Below are 24243 nucleotides of genomic sequence, written 5' to 3' on the forward strand. Positions count from 1 at the left end.
AGATACAGGATGCTGAACATCAAAGGCGTTGCAGTCGCGCTGGTTCTGCTGGCCGGTAACAGCCTGGCGGCGGTATCGCCTCAGGACGCGGCCAAGCTGGGCACCAGCCTGACGCCGCTTGGCGGTGAGAAGGCCGGCAACGCAGCGGGCACCATTCCGGCCTGGACGGGCGGAATCACCCAGGCACCGGCCGGTTATCAGGGCTCGGGCAAGCACCATGTCGATCCGTTCGCGGACGACAAACCGCTGTTCACCATCACCAAGGCCAACCTGCAGCAGTACCGGGACAACCTCACGCCCGGGCAGATCGCACTGTTCGAAGCCTACCCGGATACCTACCAGATGCCGGTGTACACCAGCCGCCGCTCCGCTTCGGCACCGCAGTGGGTCTACGACAACACGGCGAAGAATGCCGTCAGCGCCAAACTGCTCGACGGCGGCAACGGCTTTGCCGATGCCTTCGGCGGCATTCCGTTCCCGATCCCGCAGAGTGGTGTCGAGGCGCTCTGGAACCACATCGCCCGTTATCGCGGCACTTACATCGTGCGGCGTGCCTCGGAAGTGGCGGTGCAGCGTAATGGCTCCTTCTCGCTGGTCACTTCGCAGCAGGAGGCGATGTTCAAGTTCTACGACCCGAAGGGCAGTTACGCCAACCTCAACAATATCCTGTTCTACTACCTGTCGTTCACCCGTAGCCCCGCGCGCTTGGCCGGTGGCGCGGTGCTGGTTCACGAGACCCTGGATCAGGTCAAGGAGGCGCGTCAGGCCTGGGGTTACAACGCCGGCCAGCGCCGTGTGCGGCGTGCACCGAACCTCGCCTATGACACGCCGATCTCCGCAGCCGATGGCCTGCGAACCGCCGATGACACAGACATGTTCAACGGCGCCCCGGATCGTTACGACTGGAAGCTGGTCGGCAAAAAGGAAATCTACATCCCCTACAACAACTACAAGGTCACCAGCCCACAGGTCAAATACAAGGATCTGCTGCAGGTCGGTCACCTCAATCCCGCTTTCACCCGCAGTGAGTTGCACCGGGTGTGGATCGTGGAGGGCACGCTCAAACCCGGCGCCCGGCATATCTACTCCAAGCGCACCCTGTATCTCGACGAGGACAGCTGGCAGGCCGCGGTGGTCGATCAGTACGATGGCCGTGGTGAGCTGTGGCGCGTGTCTCTGGCGTATCTGAAGAACTACTACGAGCTGCCGACTACCTGGTCTGCACTGGATGTGTTCCATGATCTGCAGGCCCGTCGTTACCACGTGCAGAATCTGGATAACGAGGAAGCCAATACCATCGACTTCAGCCAGCCGGTTGCCAATGATGGCTACTTCACGCCGGCTGAGTTGCGCCGCCGAGGGACTCGCTGAGCCGATGGCGTGATCGGCTGCGCGGCTGTCATTCGCGCGGTCGATAACGCGGGCTTTTTCTTACAAAACAGTGGATTTTGGATCCACAAAGGCCGCTAGCATGAGCGTCGTTTCACAGGCGCTGGCAATAACAAGAAGAAGGGGGAGTTTTGTATGAGTGAGCCCATATTGCGGCGCACCAGGGGCGGGAAAACCTTGCAGCCCGTGCTGCAGGCGCTGTCGCTGTGCGCGCTGCTGGTGGCCGCCGCGCCGCTCGTTCAGGCGCAAGCCCCTGACGATGCCGTCACCTATTCGGTGCCCTCGGCGAAGGCCGTGTCCAGTCTGTTGCTCGATATCGCCCACGCCGGCAAACGCCTGGTCGCGGTCGGTGAGCGCGGCCACATCCTCTATTCCGATAACGATGGCACCAGCTGGGAGCAGGCCAAGGTGCCTACCCGGCAGATGCTCACCGCGGTGTTCTTCGTCGATGACAAGCACGGCTGGGCGGTCGGTCACGATGCCCTGGTACTGGCTACCACCGATGGCGGGGCCACCTGGAGCAAGCAGTTCGAGGATCTGCAGCGCGAGGCGCCATTGCTCGACGTCTGGTTCAAGGATCTGCAGCACGGCTTCGCTATTGGTGCTTACGGCGCATTACTGGAAACCACCGACGGTGGTTCCACTTGGGACGATGTCAGCGACCGTCTCGACAACGAAGACGCCTATCACCTCAACGCTATCACCGAGGTGAAGGACACCGGCCTGTTCATCGTTGGCGAAATGGGCAGCCTGTTCCGCTCCGTCGATGGCGGTGAAACCTGGGAAACATTGGAAGGGCCATATCAGGGGTCGCTGTTCGGCGTGCTGGCCACCGGCGAGCCGCAGGGCCTGCTGGTCTATGGCTTGCGTGGTCACTTGTTCCACTCTGCCGACGGCGGCGACAGTTGGCAGCAGATTGCGCTCTCGACTGCCAGCGGCGGCACTCTGGAGTTCGGTCTGGCCAACGCTGCCTTGCTCGACGATGGCAGCATCGTGGTGGTCGGGCACGGCGGCAGCGTGCTCACCAGCAGCGATCATGGCCACAGCTTCAGCGTATTCAACCGCCCGGATCGTTTGTCGCTGGCGGGCGTGACCGCGGGTGCCGATGGCAAACTGATTCTGGTGGGGCAGGGCGGCGTACGCCTGACCTCGTCGACCGGTGCCAATCCAGGCCAACAATAACAAGCTGGGGTAGTGTTCGATGAGTAACCATCACCAAGACAAGGCTAGCCTGCTTGAGCGCCTGATCTTCAACAACCGGCCGGCGGTAATCCTGATCTGCCTGCTGGTCAGCGTGTTTCTGTTCTTCCAGGCCACTCAGGTCAGGCCGTCGACCAGCTTCGAGAAGATGATCCCGCTAAGCCATCCGTTCATTCAGAACATGATGGAGCACCGCAACGACCTGGCCAACCTGGGCAATACCGTGCGTATTTCCGTGGAAGCCAAGGACGGCGACATCTTCAGCAAGGAATACATGGAGACGCTGCGTCTGATCAACGACGAAGTGTTCTACATCCCGGGCGTCGACCGCTCCGGGCTGAAGTCGCTGTGGAGCCCCAGCGTGCGCTGGACCGAAGTCACCGAAGAGGGCTTCGCTGGTGGCGAGGTGATTCCGCAGACCTACGACGGCAGCCTGCAGAGCCTCGAGGAGCTGCGTAGCAACGTGCTCAAGTCCGGGCAGATCGGTCGCCTGGTGGCCAATAACTTCAAGTCCAGCATCATCGATGTGCCGCTGCTCGAGTCCTACCCGGATCCCGAGGATCAGGGTCGGCTGGTTAAGCTCGACTATCAGAAATTCTCTCACCAGCTGGAAGAGAAGATACGCAGCAAGTACCAGGCGCAGAATCCCGACGTGCAGGTGCACATCATCGGCTTCGCCAAGAAGGTCGGTGACCTGATCGATGGCCTGGTCATGGTGGCGCTGTTCTTCGGCGTGGCCCTGTTGATCACCTTCGTGCTGCTGTACTGGTTCACCTGGTGTATCCGCAGCACCATCGCCGTGCTGATCACCACCCTGGTGGCGGTGGGCTGGCAACTGGGACTGATGCACACCGTCGGCTTCGGGCTCGACCCCTACTCGATGCTGGTGCCGTTCCTGATCTTCGCCATCGGTATTTCTCATGGTGTACAGAAGATCAATGGCATCGCCCTGCAATCCAGCGGCGCTGACAGTCCGCTGACCGCTGCGCGACTGACCTTCCGCCAGTTATTCCTGCCGGGGATGATCGCCATCCTCGCCGACGCCGTAGGCTTCATCACTCTGCTGCTGATCGATATCGGCGTGATCCGTGAACTGGCCATCGGCGCGTCCATCGGGGTCGCGGTGATCGTCTTCACCAACCTCATTCTGCTGCCAGTGGCGATTTCCTATATCGGCATCAGCAAGAAGGCCGTTGAGCGCAGCAAGCGCGATGCGGTCAGTGAACACCCGTTCTGGCGCCTGCTGTCGAACTTCGCCAGTTCCAGGGTCGCGCCGGTTTCCGTGGCGCTGGCCTTGTTCGCCGGTATCGGCGGCTTCTGGTACCAGCAGCAGAACCTGCAGGTCGGCGACCTCGATCAGGGCGCGCCCGAGCTGCGTCCGGATTCGCGCTACAACCTCGACAACGATTTCGTGATCCGCAACTACTCGACCAGCTCCGACGTGCTGGTGGTGATGGTCAAAACCGCACCGGAAGGCTGTTCGACCTACGAAGCCCTGGCGGCCATGGACGAACTGATGTGGACGATGGACAACACGCCTGGCGTGCAGTCGGCGATCTCCATGGTCAGCGTGTCGCGGCAACTGATCAAGGGCATGAACGAGGGCAACCTGAAATGGGAAACCCTGTCGCGTAACCAAGACGTGCTCAACAACTCCATCGCCCGCGCTGACGGCCTGTACAACGCCGACTGCTCGGTAGCGCCGGTGCTGGTGTTCCTTCAGGATCACAAGGCCGAGACGCTGAAGCGTGCGGTGGCGGCGGTCGAGGGCTTCGTCGAGGAACATCAGTCCGAAAACGTGGAGTTCCTGCTGGCGGCGGGCAACGCCGGGATCGAAGCGGCTACCAACGAAGTGATCAGCACCTCGGAGCTGTTGATTTTGGTGTTGGTGTACCTGTGCGTGGGCATCATGTGCATGATCACCTTCCGTTCCTTCGCAGCTACCGTGTGCATCGTGCTGCCGCTGATCCTCACCTCTATCCTCGGCAACGCCCTGATGGCGTTCCTGGGCATTGGCGTGAAGGTCGCGACCCTGCCGGTGATCGCGCTCGGTGTGGGTATCGGCGTGGACTACGGCATCTACATCTACAGCCGCCTGGAAACATTCCTGCGCGCGGGCTTGCCGTTGCAGGAGGCCTACTACCAGACCCTGCGCTCCACCGGTAAAGCGGTGCTGTTCACCGGGCTGTGCCTGGCCATCGGCGTGGCGACCTGGATGTTCTCGGCGATCAAGTTCCAGGCTGACATGGGCCTGATGCTGACCTTCATGTTCATCGTCAACATGTTCGGCGCTCTGTGGTTGCTGCCGGCCCTGGCGCACTTCCTGATCAAGCCGGAGAAGCTGGCCGGCAAGAAAGGTGGTTCGCTGCTGGCACATTGAAGCCGATGGCGACTTGAAGAAACCGCGGCCTGGCCGCGGTTTTTTTTGCCCGTAACTCCTGGAGGTCATCCTTCGGGGCATGCGCGTTTTCTTCAATACGCCTGGGTGGCTGCCGGGTAATTTGCCTCACTTCAAATCAGTGGTGGGGCGTGCGTGATGAGTCTGTTTTTGTCCATGGCGGCCTTTGCGCTGGCCGCCTCGATTTCTCCCGGGCCGGTCAATCTGGTTTCGCTGAGCACCGGTGTGCGGCACGGTTTGCGGGTTGCGCTGCGACATGTCGCCGGCGCGACGCTGGGCTTCACCTTGCTGCTGGTACTGATCGGCATGGGGCTGCACGAACTGTTGTCACTATTACCCTGGCTGACCACCGCGATTAAGTGGGCGGGCGTGGCATTTCTGCTGTACCTGGCGTGGCGATTGGCAGCCGATGGAGGTTCGCTGCAGGCGGGCGAGGGCGCGCCGCTCGCTTCGTTCATGCACGGCGCGCTCATGCAGTGGCTCAACCCCAAGGCCTGGCTGGCGGCGATCGCCGGCATGGGTGCCTTCGTTGCCGATGGTGAGGTGTTGCTGGTCTGGCAGTTCGCCGCGATCTACTGCGTGGTGTGTTACCTGTCGCTGGCCTGCTGGGCGTATGCCGGAACCTGCCTGCAGCCCTATCTGCAGGAGCCGCGCAGAGTACGGGTGTTCAATCGAGTTCTGGCTGGGCTGCTGGTCGCTAGTGCGGGGTATCTGTTGCTGGCATGAGCCGATTAAAGCGCGGGAGAAACGATAACCCGCGGTTGAGCGCAGCGATACCCGGGGCAGCCTTACGAGTGGTTCCTGGGTATCGCTGCGCTCAACGCCAGGCTACGGCGTCGGGCCAGGGGCGTTATCGCTAGCCGCGGTACTGGCCGGGGGTGGCGGCGAGGAATTGTTTGAAGGTGCGCTGGAAATGCGCCTGGTCGGCGAAGCCGGCTTCCAGGGCGACTTCGGCCAGTGGCGCACCGCTCTTCAGGCGGGAGTGGGCGAACTGAATACGGCGGTTGAGCAGGTAGGCGTGAGGCGTCATGCCGTAACGTTGCTTGAAGCCGCGAATCAGTTGCGACGGTGATAGTTGTGCAGCCTCGCACAGGGTGTCGAGCCTGAGCGTTTCGCCGCAGTGGCGGTGGATCAGGCGGGCGGCGTGTTCCAGGCGCGGGTTGATGCTCTCGTCGCTGTCGCCTTCCAGCGCCAGGCGTTGCAGCGCGAGGCTGAAGAAGGCCGTTGCCTGAGCGGCTTTGCCGTTCGGGCCAAGGGCTGGATCGAGCAGGCTTTCACGTAATTGCAGCAGGCCCTGATACAGCTCGGCATCGTCACTGGCGATGCAGGCGAAGCGCTGGAAGACCGGCGTATCGGTCAGCCCCTGTGCCTGCTGCAGGCGACCCAGCCACTGTGGGTCGACATACAGCATCAGGTACGACCAGGGTTGCCCGTCGATGGGGTTGCAGGCGTGCACGTCGCCCGGATTCATCAAAACCACGGTGCCTTGGCTGACGTGGCGATCCACCTCGCGATTGCTGTAGGTGCTCTGCCCATGGGTGATCGCACCGATGGAGAATATCTCGTGGCTGTGCCGGCCATAGCAGACCTGACGGCCATCCTCGATCGAACGCAGTTCGACGAAGGGCAGAGCGGCATCACGCCAGAAGCTTGGAAGCGCGGACACCGGCTGCTCGATCATCGGTCTCTCCTGTTCAGCGCGGATAAAGTGGCGGCAACTGGGTGGTTTCCTGGCCGTTTTCCTGGGCTTTTTCGGCCGCCGGCAGCTCGCCGATGGCCTGCCACAACTGGGCGCCTTGCCAGTGCTGGCCACTTTCGCTGTACAGCGCGCCGTTGAGGCCATCAAGGGCTTCGGACAGCGGCGCAAATCGGGCTGCCATATCGGCCAGGGTTTCCGGTTGCTGACGTGCCCAGGCGTCGAGGGCCTGGCGGGTCGCCTGGCTGTCGTTGGCCAGGCAGGCGCGCTTGAGGTCGTCGAGCAGGGTGCGTGGGCTCGGGCCGCTCTGTGCGGCGCGCTGGATGGCTGGCTGGCGCCGTGCGTGCCACCACAGACCGAAGCCGAGCAGGGTGGTCAGGGCGAACAGCACGCTACTGAGTTGCCATGGCCACAGCAGTACGTCCTCGACCGGCGTGCTGCGCGGGCGTGGTTCCACCGGCTGCTCCACGCTCATGGCCGGATCGGCTGCCACTTCCAGGCTACGCCCGGGTAGGGTCGTGCGCTCCAGGCGATCCTCATGGGTGTTCCACCACACCACCTCGACTGCCGGCAGCTCCAGCGTACCAGCCTTGCTGGCCACCAGGGCCTCACGCTCCTCTCGGCTGCCGATCAGGCCGCGTTCGCTGCTTTCATTGTTCAGCTGCGGCTGGTCCGGATAGCGGCGCAGGCCATCCACGGTGGTCGCTGGCAGCGGCGGCAACTGAGCGCTGGATAGCCCATCGGCCTTGAGCATCAGGCTGCGGGTCAGCGAGTCACCAACCTTGACCTGGCCGGGCTCCGGGCTCCAGGCCTCGGCCAAGCTCAGGGCGCGGGCCGGCAGCCATGGCACGTCAGCTGGGTAATCGGCAGGCTTTGCCTTGACCGTCAGCGGTATTTCCGGGGATTTGACCCGCGTGACCTTGCCGGGGCGCGGCCCGAATGGCAGGTAGTCGTTCTTGTTGGAGCGGTCGACCAGGGTGGCGCTGAACACCTGGCCGGGAATCGTCAGCTGACCGCTCTTCTGCGGGAAGATCGCATAGCGCAACTCGATCACACCATGGCGGACGCCGCCAATATCCTGTTCATAGGTGCGTGGTTCGCCCAAGGATTCGACGCGGGCATCGGCGATTTCCAGCGGCGTCAGGCTGCTGTCGTCATACAGCGACACGGAGTGGTAGATGCGCAGGGTCAGCACGCTCTGCGCCTGCACATAGACGCTCTCGTGATCCAGGCTGGCATCGATGAACACCGGTGCCATCTGCTCATCTGCGCTCTTGGTGGCCGATTCCAGCACGTGAAGGCTGATCGGCTGACTTTGCGAGTTGCCCAGACGCAGCGGAGGCACCACCACGTAGCCGCTATGGCGCGGCCGCAGGGTGACGATCCAGCGCGTGGTGGCGCGGGCTTCGCCGTTCAGGGTGGTGAGACGATTGACCTGGCGGGTGCCGAGCACTTCGAACAGCTCGTTGAGCGGCGCCAGATCCGGCTTGCCGAACTGGGTGGAGTCCGTGGACTCCAGGGTCAGGTCGACGCTTTCGCCGAGGTTCAGCCGGCTGCGGTCGACGCTGGCGATAAAGTCCTGCGCGCTGGCCTGAAACGCCAACAGGCAGAGGAGCAGGGTGCAGAGCAGGCGGGTCATCGTGGCTGTTCCTGACGCTGTTGCTGTTCGTACCAGAATTTGCGGCGCAGCAATTCGCCCGGGTCATCGGGAATCTGCCGCAGCCATTGTTCCAGAGCCTGGCGGCGCTCGCCATCGAGAGGGGTATCGTCTTCCGAGCTGCCCGTGTCGGGTTGTGGCGATGACGGCGTTTCCGCGTTCTCACCTGTTTCGGAGGGCTGGCCCGGCGAGGTTTTCGGCTCGCTCGGTGGCTGTTGCTCCTGCGGGGTGCCGGGCTGGCCCTGACTGGCCTCGCGCTCGTCCGGTGTGGGCGCCGCAGATTGGCCGGGCTGCTGTTGTTCGTTGCTTTCGTCGCGCTCTTGTTCGTCTGGCTGGTCTTTCTGCTCGGTTTGCTGCTGTTCACGCTGGCGCAGCAGTTCTTCCACCAGTGCTTTGTTCTTTTGCGCCTGCAGTAACTGCGGGTCGATTTCCAGCGCGCGTTCGTAGGCGTCTACGGCGGCTTCCAGCTCGTTGCTGCGGGCCAGGGCGTTGCCGCGGTTGTACAGCGACACCGCGCTGTCGCTCTGGGCGAACTGCTCTGCAGCGGCGGCGTAGTCTCCGGCTTCATAAAGCGCCAGGCCGCGCCACTGCGGATCATCGAAACGCTCTGCGGCCTCCTTGGGGCGCTGCGCTTCGAGCAGGCGCTGGCCCTGCTGATCGGCACGCAGCCAGAGATCGTCGAAGCTGAACGCCATGCCCGTCTGCGGGGTGCCCAGCATGAGCAGCGGCAGGCACAGCAGCCAGCCGCGGCGCCCGGCGCAGGCCGCCAGCAACAACAGCGGCAGCAACAGCCAGTAGCCCTGATCGGCCCAACTGCGCAGTTGCGTCTTGTGGCCGTTGTCGCGCAACTGCTGCGGGCCATCGAGCAGGCCTAGAGTACGCAGGTCGCGCTCGTCGAGGCTGATAGCGCGGTATTGGCCGCCGAGGTCGCGAGCGAACCGGCTCAAACCGGCCGTGTCCAGGCGCGGCATGAGGATGGCGCCCTGATCGTCCTTCATGAAGGTGCCGTCTTCCTGGACGATCGGTGCGCCCTCGCTGCTGCCGACACCGAGAATGCGCAGACGCTCACCCCGGTTGCCGAGCAGCTTGCCGATGGCGCTGCGCTCGCTGTCATCGAGGCTGCTGGTGATCAGCAGCAGGCGGCCCTGGCCTTGAGCGCCGTCCTTGAGCAGTTGCAGAGCCCTGGCTACGGCGAGGTCGGCGCGTTTGCCCGGTTCCGGCATGATCGATGGCTTAAGCGCTTCGAGGAGGTTGCGGCTGGTGCCCAGGTCGTCCGACAGCGGCACCACGGTGTGGGCGCTGCCGGCGTACACGACGATGGCGGTCTGTGCGTCACCGCGGGCTTGCAGCAGATCGAGCAGTTTGCGGCGTGCCTGGGCCAGTCGATTAGGCGAGGCGTCGCTGGCCAGCATCTGCGGGGTCAGCTCGAGCATCACCACCAGCGGATCGGCCGGCTTCATGTCGTTCTGTTCCACCCGCTGCCAACTGGGGCCGAGCAGCGCCAAGATGGCCAGCAGCCAGGCCAGACCGAGGGCGATCCACGGCAGGCGACTGCTGCGACCGCGGCCGCCGCGTAGCAGCACGGCATGGAAGGCGGGCGGCAACAGCGTCTGCCAGCGGCCGCTGCGTTTTTCCCGGTGCGTGAGCAGCCACAGCAGCCAGGCCATCAAAGGCAGCAGCAATAGCCACCAAGGGCGCAAGATATGGGGCCACAGCCCGGTGAATTCGATCATGGTGCCTTGCGCCTCAGTCGCTGCATGAGGGTGAGGCGCTGCTGACGCAATTGTGGCCACAGGCTACGGGCCACCAGGGCTAGGCTGAGCAGTACGGCCGTTGCCAGGGGCCATGAATAGAGTGCCAGTGCAGGGCGCGCCAGGGTTGGTTGCTGAGCCACCGGCTCGAGGCGATCGAGGGTCGCTTCGATGGCCTGCAACTCGCTCTGATCGCGGGCGCGAAAGTATTCACCACCGGTGAGCTCGGCAATCGCGCGCAGGGTCGGCTCGTCCAGATCCAGGCTCGGATTGAAACCGAACGCCGCGAAGTTGCCACCTTGCTGCGGGTCGGCGCCGATGCCGATGGGATAGATGGTCACGCCTTCTTCTGCAGCCAGGCGCGCGGCGGTCATCGGCTCGATTTCGCCACCGTTGTTGGCGCCATCGGTGATCAGCACCAGCACGCGGCTGTGCGCCGGCCGCTGGCGCAGACGTTTGACCGCCAGACCGATGGCGTCGCCGATGGCGGTGTTCTTGCCGGCGATGCCGATCACCGCCTCGTCGAGCCAGGTGCGCACGGTCTGCCGGTCGAAGGTCAGCGGCGCCTGCAGGTAGGCCTGGCTGCCGAACAGGATTAGCCCGAGCCGGTCGCCGGTGCGACCTTCGATGAAATCGCCCATCAGGTGTTTGACCAATACCAGGCGGCTGACTTCCTCGTCCTCCCAGCGCATGTCGGCGTAATCCATGGAGCCGGATACGTCCACTGCGATCAGCAGGTCACGCCCGCTGGCCGGCAGTGGCAGGGGTTCGCCGACCCATTCGGGGCGGGCCGCGGCGCAGAGCAGTAGCAGCCAGAGCAGAGCAAAATGCACCTGTTTCTTCCAGGGCGGCAACTGCAGGCGAGCACGTCGCCCGGAGAGGTTCTCCAGCTCACCGAGGAAGCTCACCTGCAACGCCGCTTCGCCGCTATCGGCCGGCGGCAGCCACATGCGCAGCAGCCAGGGCAGCGGCGCGAGCAGAAAGATCCACGGCCAGGCGAACTCAAACATGTTTGCGGATCCAGATGCCAACGGCCTGACTGAGACCCTCGATGGCCTTGTCGTCCAGCGTGCACTGTGGCTTGTAGGCGCCTTCGACCAGGATCATCCAGCGGGTCAGGCCGGCGGCCGGGCAGCGGTTGTCGAGAAACGCCAGCCAGGCGCGGCTGCTCAGGGTATGGCTGTGGCTGTCCGGGTAACGTTCGCGGCACAGGCGCTTGAGCAAGCCGTTGATCTGTTGCAGCCAGGGCCCGGCAGGGGCGCCGTCGTAGGGTTTGCTGAGGCGTTGCAGTTCCTGCAGGGCGGCCTCGCGCAGTGGGTCGAGGGGCTGTTCGGCAGCCTGTTTGCGCTTCGGTTTGGGCAGCCGCTTGAGTAGCCGCCAGGTGGCCCATGCCAGCAGCGGCAATAGCAACGCGAGCAGCCACCAGCCAGGTGCGGGCGGCCACCAGCCAACGGCGGGCCGGGGCGATCAGCGGTTGCAATTGATCCAGCGGGTTCATGCCGATTTACCGGGGCGCAGGTTGTTCAGGTGTTCACGCAACTGATCGACCAGCTCATATCCGGTGGACAGTGACAGCAAGGGCACGCCGAGCTTTTGCGCCAGGCGCAACCAGCGTGCCTGGCGGGCCTGCGCCTGGGCCGCGTAGCTGTGCTGCAGGTTGGCGTCCTCGGTGTTCACTTCCAACTGAGCGTCCCCATCGGCGAAGCGCAGCAGGCCGGATGTTGGCAGGGCATGATCGAGGGGGTCGGAGACTGGTAGCAGCAGCAGGTCGGTGTGCCTGGCGAGCAGGATCAGCTGTTGCTCGCTGCTGTCGCTCAGCGTGCGTTCATCGCAGAGGATCACTACCAGGCTGCCGGGGCGCAGCACTTCGCGGGCCCGGCGCAGGGCCTGACCGAAGCTGTCCCGATAGACCGGCGCATCACCATCCAGCGCCTGGTTGGCACGGGCCAGGCGGCTGAGCAGTTGCAGCAGGCTCTGCTTGCTGCGTCGCGGTTTGATTTCGTGATGCTCCTGGCCGCCGAATACCAACCCGCCGATGCGGTCGTTATGGCCCAGTGCGGCCCAGCCGATCAGGCCGGCGGCACGGGCGGCGAGCACCGATTTGAACATCAGGCCGGAGCCGAAGAACAGCTGGCGGCTCTGTTCTACAAGAATGTAGATCGGTCGCTCGCGCTCTTCGTGGAACAGCTTGGTATGCGGCTCCTGGGTACGTGCGGTCACGCGCCAGTCGATGGTGCGCACGTCGTCGCCGGGTTGATAGACCCGCACCTGATCGAAGTCCACACCGCGTCCGCGCAGCTTGGAGTGATGCAGACCAATCAATGGACTGCGCCTGCCAGGAGAGGAAAACAGCTGCACCTCACGCACGCTGTGACGCATGTCTATCAGTTGCTTGAGATCGGTACGGATGCCCGCCTGCAGCTCAGGGTTATCCGCCGGCGATTGCATCAGGCTACTGCAACCACGTCGAGGATGCGCTGGATCACGCGATCCTGATCGATACCCGAGGCTTCTGCTTCGAACGACAGGATGATGCGGTGGCGCAGCACATCGAACAGCACCGCCTGGATATCTTCCGGGCTGACGAAGTCGCGGCCAGCCAGCCAGGCATGAGCGCGGGCGCAGCGATCCAGGGCGATCGAGCCGCGCGGGCTGGAGCCGTGGGCGATCCACTCGGCCAGCTCGGCGTCGAACTTGCCCGGGGTGCGCGAGGCCATCACCAGCTGTACCAGGTATTCCTCCACCGCATCGGCCATGTACAGACCGAGAATTTCCTTGCGTGCCGCGAAGATCGCCTGCTGGCTCAGGCGGTGATCCGGTTTGGTTTCACCGTGCAGCGCTTCGCCGCGAGCCTGAGCGAGAATCTTGCGTTCCACGCTGGCATCGGGGAAGCCGATCTTCACGTGCATCAGGAAACGATCAAGTTGCGCCTCTGGCAGCGGATAGGTGCCTTCCTGCTCGATCGGGTTCTGGGTGGCCATGACCAGAAACAGTGGCGACAGATCGTAGGTGCTGCGGCCTACCGATACCTGCCGCTCGGCCATGGCCTCGAGCAGTGCCGATTGCACCTTGGCGGGCGCGCGGTTGATCTCGTCGGCGAGCACCAGGTTATGGAAGATCGGCCCCTGCTGGAACACGAAACTGCCGGTTTCCGGGCGATAGATCTCGGTGCCGGTGATGTCGGCGGGTAGCAAATCCGGGGTGAACTGAATGCGGTGGAACTCGGCTTCGATACCCTCGGCCAGCTCCTTGATCGCTTTGGTCTTGGCCAGGCCCGGAGCACCCTCGACCAGCATGTGGCCGTCAGCGAGCAGGGCGATCAGCAGGCGATCGATGAGCTTTTCCTGACCGAGGATCTGGCTGGCCAGGAAATGGCGAAGGGCGAGCAGCGCGTCTCTGTGTTCCATAGGTTTTCCAGGATGGAAATCGCGAGCGACGACCCCGCTCGTCAGGGCCAACCATGATAATCGAAGGGACGGGTGTTAAGCCATCGACGCCCATGGCTTATGCCATGGGCTTCACGCCTTTAGCGCATGAACAGGCTCTTACTGCCATTGCGCCAATAGCTGGCGATGGCGCTGCTGCGCGCTGCTTTGCTGGCTCGGCGCGAATTGCAGTGTTTCGCCGGGTAGGCATTGGGCCAGACGGGCGACAGCCTGTGGGGTGAGGGCGCCGAGACGCGGGTAGCCGCCGATGGTCTGGCGGTCATTGAGAAGAATGATCGGCTGGCCGTCTGCCGGCACTTGCACGGCGCCAAGCGGGATACCTTCGGAGACCATCGCCGAACGCTGACACTGCAACTGCGGGCCGTTCAGACGCACGCCCATGCGATCGGCGCGAGCGTCGACGGTCCAGGTCGTGTTGAAGGCATCGAACAGGCTCTGGCCACTGAAGTCGCCGATCTGCGCGCCCATGATCAGTTCCAGGCGCGGCGAGGGCGTGAAGCGCGGGATCTGCCCGTTGGGGATCTGTCGTGGCGTACCCGCCTGGCCCGGCCAGTCGAGGCAATCACCCTGAGCCAGTGCCTGGCCATCGCCATGCAGGCCGCCGAGCGCTTCGCGGGCCACCGTAGCGCGGCTACCAAGCACCGGTTCGGCAACAAAGCCGCCCGGCGCAGCCAGATAGGCGCGCGCGCCATTGCGCGGCTGGGCGAAATCCAGGCGCTGGCCTTTGCTCACCTTGAAGCTGCGCCAGGGAGCAAGAGGCTGGCCGTCCAGGGTAGCGCCCAGGTCGGCTCCGGCGAGGGCCAGTTCGCCATCGCGTTCGCACTGCAGGCTGAGGTTGCCCAGGGTGATCTCCACCACTGCGGCATTGAGATCGTTGCCCAGCAGCCAGTTGGCCCAGCGCAGGGAAATCCAGTCCAGCGCGCCGCCCTGGGTCACGCCGAGATGACGTACGCCGAAGCGCCCGGCATCCTGCAGCAGGGCGAAAGGGCTGTTGCGCAGCACACGCAGGCCGCCGCCATGGTGTTGACCGTTCATGGCAGATGCTCCAACGGGGTGTCGTCGCCGCCGAGGCGGATGAATTCGGCGTGTTCGATGGCGACGAAGCGCACGCGGTCTCCTGGGCGCATCAGGCTGTAGCCGTCGATCTCGCGGTCGAAGAGTTTTGCCGGCGTGCGCCCCAACAGGTTCCAGCCGCCGGGCGAGACCACCGGATAGACTGCCGTCTGGCGGTCGGCGATACCGACGCTGCCCGGTGCGATGCGCTTGCGTGGGGTGCTCAGGCGTGGCGTGGCCAGGGCCTCTTCGACCAGGCCCATGAACGCGAAGCCAGGCGCGAAACCAAGGGCGAAGACCTGATATTCACGTTCGCTGTGACGGCGGATAACGTCGGCCTCGCTGAGCCCGCTGCGCTTGGCCATCAAGGGCAGTTCCGGGCCGACGCTGACGTCGTACCAGGTGGCCAGGGTGTGGCAGCGTCCGGCGCCGGTAGTGGCCGGCTGCAGACCTCTGAAGGCCTCGTCGATGAGTGCCTTGGCCTGCCGCGGATCGAGACGCTCGAGGTCGTACTGCAATAGCAGGGTGGTGTAGGAGGGCACCAGATCGATCAGCGCTTCGCCGAAGCATTGGCGCAGGCGCTCGCTGGCGGCCAGCAGCCAGGGCATGTTGCTTTCATCGATCTGTTCGAACAGGCGCAGGATCAACGCATCGATCCCGGCGATCTCGATTTTCGGTAGCGGCACGTTCACGGTCATGCCTGCCCCAGTGCGTCGAAAGCCTCGCGAATGCGCCGAACCGCGGCGACCGAACCGGCGTTATCGCCGTGTACGCAGAGGGTGTGGGCCTGCAGGTTGAGCGCGCTGCCATCGTTGGCTACCAGAGGCTCGCCGCGAGCCAGGGTGGTGGCCTGGTTGACGATGGTCTCGGCGTCATGGTGCACGGCGCCGGGCAGGGCGCGGGAAACCAGGAAGCCCGCGGGGTCATAGGCGCGATCTGCGAAGGCCTCGAACCACAGGGTGATGCCGAATTCGTCGCCAATGGCCTGGGCCTGGGTGTTGTCGCGAGTGGTCATGAGCATCACCGGTAGGCTGCTGTCATAGGCGGCCACCGCACGCATCACCGCTCGCAGAATTTGCGGCTTGCGCATCATGTCCTGATACAGCGCACCGTGGGGTTTGACGTAGCTGACGCGGGTACCCTGGCTGCGGCAGATGCCATCGAGCGCGCCAACCTGATAGAGCAGCAGGTCTTCGACCTCCTGAGGTGTGCAATCCATGGAACGGCGGCCAAAGCCGACCAGATCCGGGTAGGCCGGATGGGCGCCGATCTGCACGCCATGGGCCACGGCCAGGGCGACGGTCTTGGCCATGGTGCTGGGATCCGATGCGTGGAAACCGCAGGCGATATTGGCGCAGTCGATGAAGGGCATGACCTCGGCATCCAGCCCCATTTTCCAGGCACCGAAGCTTTCACCGATATCGCAATTCAGGAGCAGGCTGTTCAAGGTGATGTCCTCTGTGCGGGCAACTCGTGCGTTCTTCATAGGTACGGGCTGCGTAGCTCGCTGCGTCTTATGACCCTGATTGACATTTTTCAGTGCAAGCGGCGAGGCGTCCAACTAATTAAAGCGGCCGCTGGAGATAGGAAAAGTCGATGGCGCTGCAAGGGGTTGTTGGCGTTCCAGCGCAAGCCGCATTACCGCGACACGTCGGCTGACGGTCGCGGTGAGCAGGTGGCGGGTGTCAGGCGATACGGAACTGATTGGCGCTGCTGGTCAGCGCATCGACCTGGCGTGACAGGCTTTGGGTGTGTTCATCCAGACTCAGGCGCAAGGTTTTGGTCTGGCCGGTGTGCAGGTTGATGTCCTCGACCTTGGCGGCGATTTCCTCGGTGGTGCTGGAGATCTGTTCGATGGCCACCACCACCTGGCTCATTTCCGCACTCAGGTGCTCCATGGAGCCGGTAATGCCGTCGATGGCCAGGGCCACCTCGCCGGAGCTGCGTTCACCTTCGCTGGCCAGGCTCAGGCCGCTGACCATTAGGTCGTCCATGCGCTGGGTTTGCTGGCGCAAATCGTTGACGATCACTGCGATGTCGGTGGTCGCTGCGACGGTTTTCTGCGCCAGCGAGCGCACTTCATCGGCCACCACCGAGAAACCGCGGCCGGCTTCGCCCGCGCGCGCGGCCTCGATCGCGGCATTGAGCGCCAGCAGGTTGGTCTGATCGGCCAGGCCGTTGATCACGTCGATGATGCTGGTGACCTTGCCACTCGACTGGGTCAGGGCGCTGACCTGGGCGTGGGTGTCCTGGATCAACTGTGACAGACGGCGCATGTTGTCGGCGCTGGCGACTATCACTGCCGCGCCGTTGCGCGCCGATTGATAGGCGGCCTGAGTGGCGTTGCCGACGTCGGTGGTGCGCTGAGCCATTTCATTGACTGTGGCGGATATCTGCTGCGAGGCGGAGGCCGCCTGCTCAGTTTGCATCTCCACCTGGGTGCTGTTCTCCTCGAGGCGGCGCATGGCGTCGTTGAGGTAGTTGTGCAACTGGTTGAGCTGCTGGTTGCCATCGACCACTTGGCGAATGACCCCGGCGATACCCACCGTCATCTGGTTGGAAGCGCTACCCAGCAGGTTGAACTCGTCTCGGGGGTTCTGTCCGACCTCGATACGTGCGGTGAGGTTGCCGGCAGCCACCTGGGAGAGCAGGCGGATCACCTTGTCCAGTTGCGCCATCAGCAGGCGCGAGGCCTGGCTCAGGGTGATGAGCATGAACAGCGAGACCAGTACGAAAGTCAGCCCCATGGCCCAGTTGGCAGTACTACGGGCCTGTTCGGCTTGCTGCGTGGTGCGCGTGAGTACGCCGGTTTGCAGGCGCGTGTTCTGTTCGTCGATGGCCGCGTCGATCTGCCGGCCCTGATCGAGCAGCTGTTTTTCGGTATCGCTGATACGCAGGATCAGCGTGTCGGCTGCGGCGAAGTCTTGGGTGAAAGCGCTTACCGATTGGCCGACCTGGGTGTCCTGCCAGTCCAGGTCGACCACCTTGGCCTGCAGTTCGCCGATGGCCGCGTGAACGCGTTGGGCATAGGCGGGGTTGAAGGTGGCGAGGTAGTCGCGTTGATTGTTCAGGGCTTCGACGATGAATGGCTGGATCAGGCCGATAGTCATACGCTCCAGTTGCTTGGCGCTGTCGGCCAGTGGCGCACGCTTGCCGCTGAAGGGCGTCAGGCCGAGGTCGCTGGACAGACTCAGCCAGGTTTCCTGGAGGCGCACGTCGTCCTGCAGCAGCTGGTCTATCGCCTGGGCGTTCTGGGTGATGCTCGGGTCGTCGAGATTGCTGGCGCTGTCGGCGTATTGGCGTGACAGGATCGCGAGGGCAGCCAGGTTGGCCTGGAATTCGGTTTCCCCTTCCGGGGTCAGGGTGCGCCGCTCGGCACCGAGTTTGAGCCACTGATTCATCAGCGTGGCCGATGCGCCGGCATAGGCGGTGGCGTTCTCGCGAGCTTGCAGGGCGTGGTCGAGTCGCTGGCTGGCCCAGAACGAGGAGGCCGTCATCAGCGCCAGGCTGGATAGGGTAATGAGGATGAGCAGACGAAATTTCTGCTTCCAGGACAGGAAGAACGGCATGGAGATTCCCTTGTTGGCTTTATTGTTTTGCGTCGACTCTACTCCAAGTTGTCTGATGACTGCAGAACTTTAAAGCCGAGTAGTGTTTGTCGGTGCGCGGGGCCAATAGTTGAGCACTGGCCCCGCGGCTACTCACCACAAAGGCATGCTGTAGCTCAGAATCAGGCGGTTCTCGTCCAGGTCGTTGCCGAAGTTGGAACGAACCGTGGCGTTGCGCCATTTCAGGTTGAGGTTCTTCAACGCACCGGACTGGATGGTGTAGGCGATATCCATGTTGCGTTCCCATTCCTTGCCGTCGTTAGCGCCGGCCACGGCGACGTTATCACCGGAGATGTAGCGGGTCATGAAGGTCAGGCCCGGAATGCCGAGGGCCGCGAAGTTGTAGTCGTAGCGTGCCTGCCAGGAGCGTTCTTCGGCATTGGCGAAATCGTTGATCTGCACGAAGTTGACCAGGAACGGATCGCTGCTGGCGATGTAGGGGAACGGATCGTCGCCGCTCATGCGCTGATAGCCGGCACCAATGGCGTGGCCGCCCAGGGTGTAGGTGAACATGGCGCCAAAGGCCTTGTTGTCGAGGTTACGGAAGTTGCCGTCCTCACGGCTTTGCGAGTAACGCAGGTCGGTTTTCAGCGACTGGCCTTCGCCCAGTGGCAGCAGATGCACCAGGGTGCCGTAGTACTGCTGGTAAACATCTTCGAGGGTGCCGTAGTGCAGGCCGGCGGTCAGCTCGGGGGTGAGCTTGTAATCGCCGCCGCCGAACACGAACGAGTCGCTGGTGCCGCCGATGCGGTTGCCTGTCATCTCGGTGTAGTCAGTGGAGCTGTTTGCCTTGATGCGGTTGATCTTGCCGCCTTGCAGGGTCAGCTTGTCGATTTCCTGCACATTCAGCAGCGCACCTTGGAAGGTTTGCGGCAGCAGGCGCGAGTCATTGGCCGAGACGATCGGGCTGCGGAAATGCAGAGCGCCGACCTTGAGGGTGCTGTTGGAAATCTTCGCCTTGGCGGTCAGTGCCAACTTGGAGTACTCGTCCTGCGAGCCACCGGAACCATCGGCCGGCAACAGGCCGCTGCCTGCTGTGCCGTCGCCGGAGTCGAGCTTTACGCCAAGCATACCCAAGGCATCGATGCCTACCCCAACGGTGCCCTCGGTATAGCCGGACTCGGCACGCAGCAGAAAACCCTGAGCCCATTCTTCGGCTTTTTCACGGCCACCTTCCTGGCGGAAGTCACGGTTGAAGTAGAAGTTGCGCAGCTCCAGGCTGCCCTTGCTGTCGCCGATGAAGTCGGCGTTGGCCAGGCCAGGCACGCTGCTAGCGAGCAGCAGGGCGGCCATGCGAGTGGACGGTGTCATGCGGAGTCTCTCCTGGTGGTTGAGCGCGCAGCGGTATGTTCCGTCTGCTTGGCAGTGCGCGATTCATTAATTCTTATTAGGGGACTTGCGGTGCGGCGTCGGCATTTTTGGTAGCCCCGGCCGAGAGCGTCCAACGAGAAAAACCAGTGGCGGCTCATAAGAAAAGTCGATGCGCTAAAACAGGGCGAGAGCAGGGTGGCTGGCATGCAAACTGCTTTCACTGCAGCCGTTGCAGGCTTCTTATCGCCCGCATTACGTTCATTGCCGGGGACTAGTCGCCATGAATCTGAGATTTCTTGAGACCTTCGTATGGGTTGCTCGCCTGAAGAGTTTTCGCCTCACGGCAGAGAAGCTGTTCAGCACCCAGGCCTCGATTTCCAGCCGCATCGCGGCACTGGAAGACGAGCTGGGTACACGCCTGTTCCTGCGTGATTCCAAAGGTGTGTCGCTGACGCCCGAAGGGCAGAAAGTGCTCGAGTACGCCGAGCAGATGATCGACACCATGCAGGCCATGAAACAGTCGATCAACGATGCCAGCAGTATCCAGGGGCGCATCCGCGTGGGCGCTATGGATACCGTCATTCACACCTGGCTGAGTTCGTTCGTAGCAAAGATCATGGAGTGTTACCCGGCGGTGGAGATCGAGCTGACTGCCGACACCTCACGCAACCTCTGCGAGCAATTACAGAAAGGCTATCTGGACATCATCTTCCAGACCGACGTGATGCGCGGCGACAGCGTGCGCAACCTCGAACTGGCGCGTTATCCGGTGCAATGGATCGTGCCCACAGGCTCGCTTTACCACCGCCCGTTCACCTCCATGGACGAGCTCGCTCGCGAGCGCATCATTACCTTTTCGAAGAACTCGCGGCCGCACCAGGACATCCTCAATCTGCTGCATGCCGGCAACGTGGTGTCCCCGCGTATCAGTTGCGTCAACTCGGTAGCCGCGATGACCCGGCTGATCCGTGATGGATTCGGTATTGGCGCCTTGCCGGCCTCGTTGGTCAGCAAGGAACTGGAGCTCGGCGTGCTGAGCATCCTGCCGGACGTGCCGCAGCCGCCACCGCTGGATATCGTCGCCACTTGGCGTAGCGGCGTGGGCCTCGAGTTGATCGAGGACATCGTTGCCCTGACCCCTGAGGTTCTCGCCCAGTACAGCGAGGAAATGGGTGATGAGCGCGTGACGCTGATCAGCCACTGCCTGGAACGAAAGACGGCCTGAACGGATTCGTCGCAGCGTTGAGCGCGCTCCCTTTATTAGAGTGGCGCTCGCCGTCTGCGCGTAATCATCGCGAGAGTGAATGCTTCGAACTATCTATTTTTGCCCTTTAGTAGTGCGCAGGCGCTCTGTTACGCCTCGTTTTATCCCATAACGATTTCTGATCATGCACCCCCGTTTTTTCTAGTTGGACAGCCTTTGGTGATCTGACGAGACTCGAAAACGGCTTCCGATACGTCCCGCGCATCTCGAAGGTCTCTGACGCTGAACACCGGGCCGGCCCCTGCTGGGGCGGTGTCCGGGTCGCGCCATCGAGTGGTTGAAGGCCGTTCGCTGCGTCCCCTTTCTGATCTGGAGAAACACATGAAGACAACTTCGTTTCGCTTCGGCCTGACGGTTCTTGCCTGCATCATGGGCACGATGAGCATTTCCGCCCAGGCGGCCGAGCGTTGGAACATGTCGGTCGAACAGCCGGATGGCAACTCCATTACCAAAGTCGCCAAGGATTTCGCCAAGGAAGTATCCACCGCCACCGCCGGCGAGCTGGAAATCCGCGTGCATGCCAACTCCTCGCTGTTCAAGCGCCCCGAGGTCAAACGTGCGGTGCAGACCGGCCAGGTACAGATCGGCGATGTATTGATGTCGGTACTGGGTAACGAAGACGCCATCTACGAGATCGACAGCGTGCCGTTCCTGGCGCGTAACTACACCGATGCGCAGAAACTCTGGGAAGTCAGCAAGCCGGCTGTGGAAGCACGCCTGGCCAAGCAGGGCATCAAGCTGCTGTATGCCATGCCCTGGTCGCCGCAGAGCATCTTCACCAAGACGCCGATCAGCACCATGGCCGATTTCAAGGGCATGAAGTTCCGTGCCTATAACCCCGCCACTTCGCGCATGACCGAGCTGATGGGAGCGATACCCACCGTCATCAACACCGGTGAAGTGCCTCAGGCGTTCAGTACCGGCATGATCAACGGCATGCTGACGTCGCCGACTACCGGCGTCGATACTCAGGCCTGGGACTTTTCCAAGTATTACTACGACGTCAAAGCGTTCATTCCGAAGAACTTCGTGATCGTCAACGCCCGTGCCTTCGCCCGACTGCCGGAAGCTTCGCAGCAGGCCGTGCTGGCTGCGGCACAGCGTGCCGAGCAGCAGGGCTGGGCCGCGGCAGAGGCAGAGACCAGCAAGCTGGTTGCCACCCTCGCCGAGAACGGTATGCAGGTCAGCGAGAGCGCTCCGGTCGAAGTGGAAAGCGGCTTCGAAACCATCGGCGCGACCATGGCTGCCGAGTGGCTGCAGCGCACTGGTGACGAAGGCAAGGCGATCATCGACGCCTATCGCAAGTGATCCAGCGGCAGCGGGCGTGGCACACGCTCGCTGCCATCATGGTGAAAGCCCCCGGGCGTTTTCATCCCCCGAACTGCAAGGTGGCAACGCCTTGCCAATCGCTCACTTCGCGTGCGAGGCGTTTGCGCCATGAGTTGGCTACGTAAGTTGTACACCCTGTCCGGCATGCTCGCCGGTCTGTTCCTTATTCTGATCTGCCTGCTGATCGTGGCGCAGATCCTGGCGCGTCAGTTCGGCACCATGATTCCGTCGACCGATGAGTTCGCCGCCTATTCCATGGCCGCCTCGGGTTTCCTGGCGTTGCCTTATGCGCTGATGCGCGGCGCGCACATCCGCGTCGAGTTGCTGTTTCGCATTCTGCCGCAGCGCAGCCTGTTCGCTGTCGAGGTGCTCGGCAATATCGTCGGGCTGGTGATTGCCGCCTACCTGGCCTGGTACTGCGCGCTGTTCGTGCTCGAGTCCTATGAATTCAAGGAAGTGTCTTCCGGCTTGTTGCCGATTCCCATGTGGGTGCCGCAGCTGCCGATGGTGCTGGGCACCGCGATCCTGGTGATCGCCATGACCGAGCGCCTGGTGCTGGTATGCATGGGCCGCCGCTTCGAAGACGAAACCCCCGGTGTGATGAGCGAGTAAGCACGTCGCCTGCCGTATAGACCCGGTGGCCAAGGCCGCCTGACAGAAGTGAGTTCACCGTGGAATACACAATCATTGCAATCACCCTGCTGGTGGCGCTGTTCGCGCTGCTCGGTGGCGGTGTCTGGGTGGCCTTGTCGCTGCTCGGTGTCGGCATCATCGGCATGGAGCTGTTTGGCGGTGCTCCTGCCGGCTCGATCCTCGCCTCGAGCAGCTGGACGGCCAGTGCCAGCTGGACGCTAACGGCGCTGCCTCTGTTCATCTGGATGGGCGAGATTCTCTATCGCACCAAACTGTCGGAAGACATGTTCAAAGGCCTTTCGCCCTGGGTGCGCGGGTTGCCGGGCCGTCTGTTGCACGTCAACGTGCTGGGCTGCGGGATCTTCGCCGCGGTCAGCGGTTCGTCCGCCGCCACGGCGGCGACCATCGGCCGTATCTCGTTGCCTGAGCTGAAGTCACGCGGCTATCCGCAAGGTATCTCTATGGGTTCGCTGGCCGGTGCCGGCACTCTGGGTCTGCTGATTCCGCCGTCGATCATGATGATCGTTTACGCGGTAGGCGCTCAGGTTTCGGTATCACGGCTGTTCATCGCCGGCATCCTGCCGGGGCTGCTGTTGCTGGCGATCTTCTCCGGCTACCTGATGATCTGGTCGAAAATCAACGCCGACCAGTTGCCACCGGAAGAGCCTGCGCTGCCGCTGCGGGAAAAGCTGCGCCGTGCGCGCCTGCTGATTCCGGTGGTAGTGCTGATCATCTCGGTGATCGGGTCGATCTACAGCGGTATCGCCACCGCAACCGAGGCCGCGGCGTTGGGCGTGGTCGGCGCGCTGTTCATCGCCCTGTATTCGCGCTCGCTGACCGTGGAAACCTTCATGTCGAGCTTGCTTGGCGCGGTCAGCACCTCGTGCATGATCTTCTTCATTCTGCTTGGCGCCGCTTACCTGACCGCTGCGATGAGTTTCACCGGGCTGCCGTCGGCACTGGCCGACTGGATCATCGCCAAGCAGATGTCACCTTACGTGCTGCTGATGGCGCTGATGGTGTTCTTCATCATCCTCGGCAGTTGCCTGGACGGTATCTCGATCATTCTGCTGGCCACTGCGGTGATCTTGCCGGCGGTACAGGCGGCGGGTATCGACCTGCTGTGGTTCGGCATCTTCATCATCCTCACCGTGGAGATGGCGCAGATCACGCCGCCGGTTGGCTTCAACCTGTTCGTCATCCAGAACCTCACCGGCAAGGATATGTGGACGGTGGCCAAGGCCAGCTTCCCGTTCTTCCTGCTGCTGGTGTTCATGGCCATCCTCATTACCGTCTTCCCGCAGATCGTGCTGGTACTGCCCCAGGCCATGACTGCAAGCTGATCATCCGCTTCCACTCGCAGCACCTGCTCAACCCTGCCAGTCACCCTGGCAGGGTTTTTTTATTGCTGCGCTGTAACAGCCGTGAACGAAAATGTCGCCGCACAGCAAGCGCCGGCGCCTGTACTGTCGTTAAGCTCAGGCGGCCTCTGTGACCGAGGAGTCATC

19 protein-coding genes and 1 pseudogene are annotated in these 24243 nt (G+C 63.0%); 8 read left to right on the plus strand and 12 right to left on the minus strand.

All coding sequences use genetic code 11. From position 1 onward, the window contains the following. Positions 1-9: 9 nt before the first annotated feature. From K5Q02_RS14355 to K5Q02_RS14370, 4 genes are all read left to right on the plus strand, one after another. The gene (locus K5Q02_RS14355) at positions 10-1371 is read left to right on the plus strand and encodes a DUF1329 domain-containing protein (protein ID WP_225831594.1); all 1362 of its coding nucleotides are present in this window, start codon (positions 10-12) and stop codon (positions 1369-1371) included. Between the two features lie 153 nt (positions 1372-1524). Beyond that, on the plus strand, positions 1525-2571 hold the full coding sequence (locus K5Q02_RS14360; RefSeq protein ID WP_225831596.1) for a WD40/YVTN/BNR-like repeat-containing protein: 1047 nt from the start codon (positions 1525-1527) through the stop codon (positions 2569-2571). A 19-nt stretch (positions 2572-2590) separates the two neighbouring features. Beyond that, complete coding sequence (locus K5Q02_RS14365; protein WP_225831598.1) at positions 2591-4969, plus strand: efflux RND transporter permease subunit; 2379 nt, start codon at positions 2591-2593, stop codon at positions 4967-4969. A gap of 156 nt (positions 4970-5125) precedes the next feature. Further along, positions 5126-5713, plus strand: coding sequence for a LysE family translocator (locus K5Q02_RS14370; protein WP_225831600.1), 588 nt, complete (start codon positions 5126-5128; stop codon positions 5711-5713). A gap of 130 nt (positions 5714-5843) precedes the next feature. Here K5Q02_RS14370 and K5Q02_RS14375 read toward each other — a convergent pair whose 3' ends face one another. The 12 genes and pseudogenes from K5Q02_RS14375 to K5Q02_RS14430 form a co-directional block, all read right to left on the minus strand. Further along, positions 5844-6668 (minus strand): helix-turn-helix domain-containing protein, encoded by an 825-nt coding sequence (locus K5Q02_RS14375; protein ID WP_225831602.1) that lies wholly within the window; start codon positions 6666-6668, stop codon positions 5844-5846. Positions 6669-6681: 13 nt separating this feature from the next. Then, positions 6682-8322 carry a BatD family protein gene (locus tag K5Q02_RS14380; RefSeq protein ID WP_225831604.1) on the minus strand — a complete coding sequence of 547 codons (1641 nt, stop codon included), beginning with the start codon at positions 8320-8322 and terminating at the stop codon, positions 6682-6684. Further along, positions 8319-10073, minus strand: coding sequence for a VWA domain-containing protein (locus tag K5Q02_RS14385; RefSeq protein WP_225831606.1), 1755 nt, complete (start codon positions 10071-10073; stop codon positions 8319-8321). The genes K5Q02_RS14380 and K5Q02_RS14385 overlap by 4 nt, the downstream gene beginning before the upstream one ends. Next, a complete protein-coding gene (locus tag K5Q02_RS14390; RefSeq protein WP_225831609.1) occupies positions 10070-11101 on the minus strand; it encodes a vWA domain-containing protein in 1032 nt (343 codons plus the stop codon). Before K5Q02_RS14390 ends, K5Q02_RS14385 begins: the two co-directional genes overlap by 4 nt. Next, positions 11094-11589 (minus strand): annotated as a pseudogene (locus K5Q02_RS14395) (DUF4381 domain-containing protein). The gene K5Q02_RS14390 and the pseudogene K5Q02_RS14395 overlap by 8 nt, the downstream one beginning before the upstream one ends. Next, positions 11586-12539, minus strand: coding sequence for a DUF58 domain-containing protein (locus tag K5Q02_RS14400; protein WP_225831612.1), 954 nt, complete (start codon positions 12537-12539; stop codon positions 11586-11588). The pseudogene K5Q02_RS14395 and the gene K5Q02_RS14400 overlap by 4 nt, the downstream one beginning before the upstream one ends. After that, the gene (locus K5Q02_RS14405) at positions 12539-13498 is read right to left on the minus strand and encodes an AAA family ATPase (protein WP_225831614.1); all 960 of its coding nucleotides are present in this window, start codon (positions 13496-13498) and stop codon (positions 12539-12541) included. The genes K5Q02_RS14400 and K5Q02_RS14405 overlap by 1 nt, the downstream gene beginning before the upstream one ends. 138 nt (positions 13499-13636) lie before the next feature. Next, on the minus strand, positions 13637-14572 hold the full coding sequence (locus K5Q02_RS14410; protein WP_225831617.1) for a biotin-dependent carboxyltransferase family protein: 936 nt from the start codon (positions 14570-14572) through the stop codon (positions 13637-13639). Beyond that, a complete protein-coding gene (locus K5Q02_RS14415; protein WP_225831619.1) occupies positions 14569-15288 on the minus strand; it encodes a 5-oxoprolinase subunit B family protein in 720 nt (239 codons plus the stop codon). The genes K5Q02_RS14410 and K5Q02_RS14415 overlap by 4 nt, the downstream gene beginning before the upstream one ends. Continuing rightward, complete coding sequence (locus K5Q02_RS14420) at positions 15285-16037, minus strand: 5-oxoprolinase subunit PxpA (protein ID WP_225831621.1); 753 nt, start codon at positions 16035-16037, stop codon at positions 15285-15287. The genes K5Q02_RS14415 and K5Q02_RS14420 overlap by 4 nt, the downstream gene beginning before the upstream one ends. 238 nt (positions 16038-16275) lie before the next feature. Next, the gene (locus K5Q02_RS14425; protein ID WP_225831623.1) at positions 16276-18159 is read right to left on the minus strand and encodes a methyl-accepting chemotaxis protein; all 1884 of its coding nucleotides are present in this window, start codon (positions 18157-18159) and stop codon (positions 16276-16278) included. Positions 18160-18291: 132 nt separating this feature from the next. Then, complete coding sequence (locus tag K5Q02_RS14430) at positions 18292-19509, minus strand: OprD family porin (protein WP_225831625.1); 1218 nt, start codon at positions 19507-19509, stop codon at positions 18292-18294. 280 nt (positions 19510-19789) lie between these two features. Between K5Q02_RS14430 and K5Q02_RS14435 the strand changes: the two genes are divergently transcribed. The 4 genes from K5Q02_RS14435 to K5Q02_RS14450 all read left to right on the plus strand — a co-directional run bounded on the left by K5Q02_RS14435 (position 19790) and on the right by K5Q02_RS14450 (position 24078). Beyond that, the gene (locus K5Q02_RS14435) at positions 19790-20734 is read left to right on the plus strand and encodes a LysR family transcriptional regulator (protein ID WP_225831626.1); all 945 of its coding nucleotides are present in this window, start codon (positions 19790-19792) and stop codon (positions 20732-20734) included. 360 nt (positions 20735-21094) lie between these two features. Continuing rightward, positions 21095-22081, plus strand: coding sequence for a TRAP transporter substrate-binding protein (locus tag K5Q02_RS14440; RefSeq protein ID WP_225831629.1), 987 nt, complete (start codon positions 21095-21097; stop codon positions 22079-22081). A 129-nt stretch (positions 22082-22210) separates the two neighbouring features. Then, complete coding sequence (locus tag K5Q02_RS14445) at positions 22211-22714, plus strand: TRAP transporter small permease (protein ID WP_225831631.1); 504 nt, start codon at positions 22211-22213, stop codon at positions 22712-22714. A 59-nt stretch (positions 22715-22773) separates the two neighbouring features. Then, positions 22774-24078, plus strand: coding sequence for a TRAP transporter large permease (locus K5Q02_RS14450; RefSeq protein ID WP_225831633.1), 1305 nt, complete (start codon positions 22774-22776; stop codon positions 24076-24078). The last annotated feature ends 165 nt before the right edge of the window (positions 24079-24243 follow it).

This window comes from Pseudomonas sp. MM211 (assembly GCF_020386635.1).
Lineage (GTDB): Bacteria > Pseudomonadota > Gammaproteobacteria > Pseudomonadales > Pseudomonadaceae > Aquipseudomonas.

What these genes read in the sequence shown, in the direction of transcription:
- K5Q02_RS14355 (WP_225831594.1), top strand. Translation starts at nt 10, where the DNA reads ATGCTGAACATCAAAGGCGTTGCAGTCGCGCTGGTTCTGCTGGCCGGT.
- K5Q02_RS14360 (WP_225831596.1), top strand. Translation starts at nt 1,525, where the DNA reads ATGAGTGAGCCCATATTGCGGCGCACCAGGGGCGGGAAAACCTTGCAG.
- K5Q02_RS14365 (WP_225831598.1), top strand. Translation starts at nt 2,591, where the DNA reads ATGAGTAACCATCACCAAGACAAGGCTAGCCTGCTTGAGCGCCTGATC.
- K5Q02_RS14370 (WP_225831600.1), top strand. Translation starts at nt 5,126, where the DNA reads ATGAGTCTGTTTTTGTCCATGGCGGCCTTTGCGCTGGCCGCCTCGATT.
- K5Q02_RS14375 (WP_225831602.1), bottom strand. Translation starts at nt 6,668, where the DNA reads ATGATCGAGCAGCCGGTGTCCGCGCTTCCAAGCTTCTGGCGTGATGCC.
- K5Q02_RS14380 (WP_225831604.1), bottom strand. Translation starts at nt 8,322, where the DNA reads ATGACCCGCCTGCTCTGCACCCTGCTCCTCTGCCTGTTGGCGTTTCAG.
- K5Q02_RS14385 (WP_225831606.1), bottom strand. Translation starts at nt 10,073, where the DNA reads ATGATCGAATTCACCGGGCTGTGGCCCCATATCTTGCGCCCTTGGTGG.
- K5Q02_RS14390 (WP_225831609.1), bottom strand. Translation starts at nt 11,101, where the DNA reads ATGTTTGAGTTCGCCTGGCCGTGGATCTTTCTGCTCGCGCCGCTGCCC.
- K5Q02_RS14400 (WP_225831612.1), bottom strand. Translation starts at nt 12,539, where the DNA reads ATGCAATCGCCGGCGGATAACCCTGAGCTGCAGGCGGGCATCCGTACC.
- K5Q02_RS14405 (WP_225831614.1), bottom strand. Translation starts at nt 13,498, where the DNA reads ATGGAACACAGAGACGCGCTGCTCGCCCTTCGCCATTTCCTGGCCAGC.
- K5Q02_RS14410 (WP_225831617.1), bottom strand. Translation starts at nt 14,572, where the DNA reads ATGAACGGTCAACACCATGGCGGCGGCCTGCGTGTGCTGCGCAACAGC.
- K5Q02_RS14415 (WP_225831619.1), bottom strand. Translation starts at nt 15,288, where the DNA reads ATGACCGTGAACGTGCCGCTACCGAAAATCGAGATCGCCGGGATCGAT.
- K5Q02_RS14425 (WP_225831623.1), bottom strand. Translation starts at nt 18,159, where the DNA reads ATGCCGTTCTTCCTGTCCTGGAAGCAGAAATTTCGTCTGCTCATCCTC.
- K5Q02_RS14430 (WP_225831625.1), bottom strand. Translation starts at nt 19,509, where the DNA reads ATGACACCGTCCACTCGCATGGCCGCCCTGCTGCTCGCTAGCAGCGTG.
- K5Q02_RS14435 (WP_225831626.1), top strand. Translation starts at nt 19,790, where the DNA reads ATGAATCTGAGATTTCTTGAGACCTTCGTATGGGTTGCTCGCCTGAAG.
- K5Q02_RS14440 (WP_225831629.1), top strand. Translation starts at nt 21,095, where the DNA reads ATGAAGACAACTTCGTTTCGCTTCGGCCTGACGGTTCTTGCCTGCATC.
- K5Q02_RS14445 (WP_225831631.1), top strand. Translation starts at nt 22,211, where the DNA reads ATGAGTTGGCTACGTAAGTTGTACACCCTGTCCGGCATGCTCGCCGGT.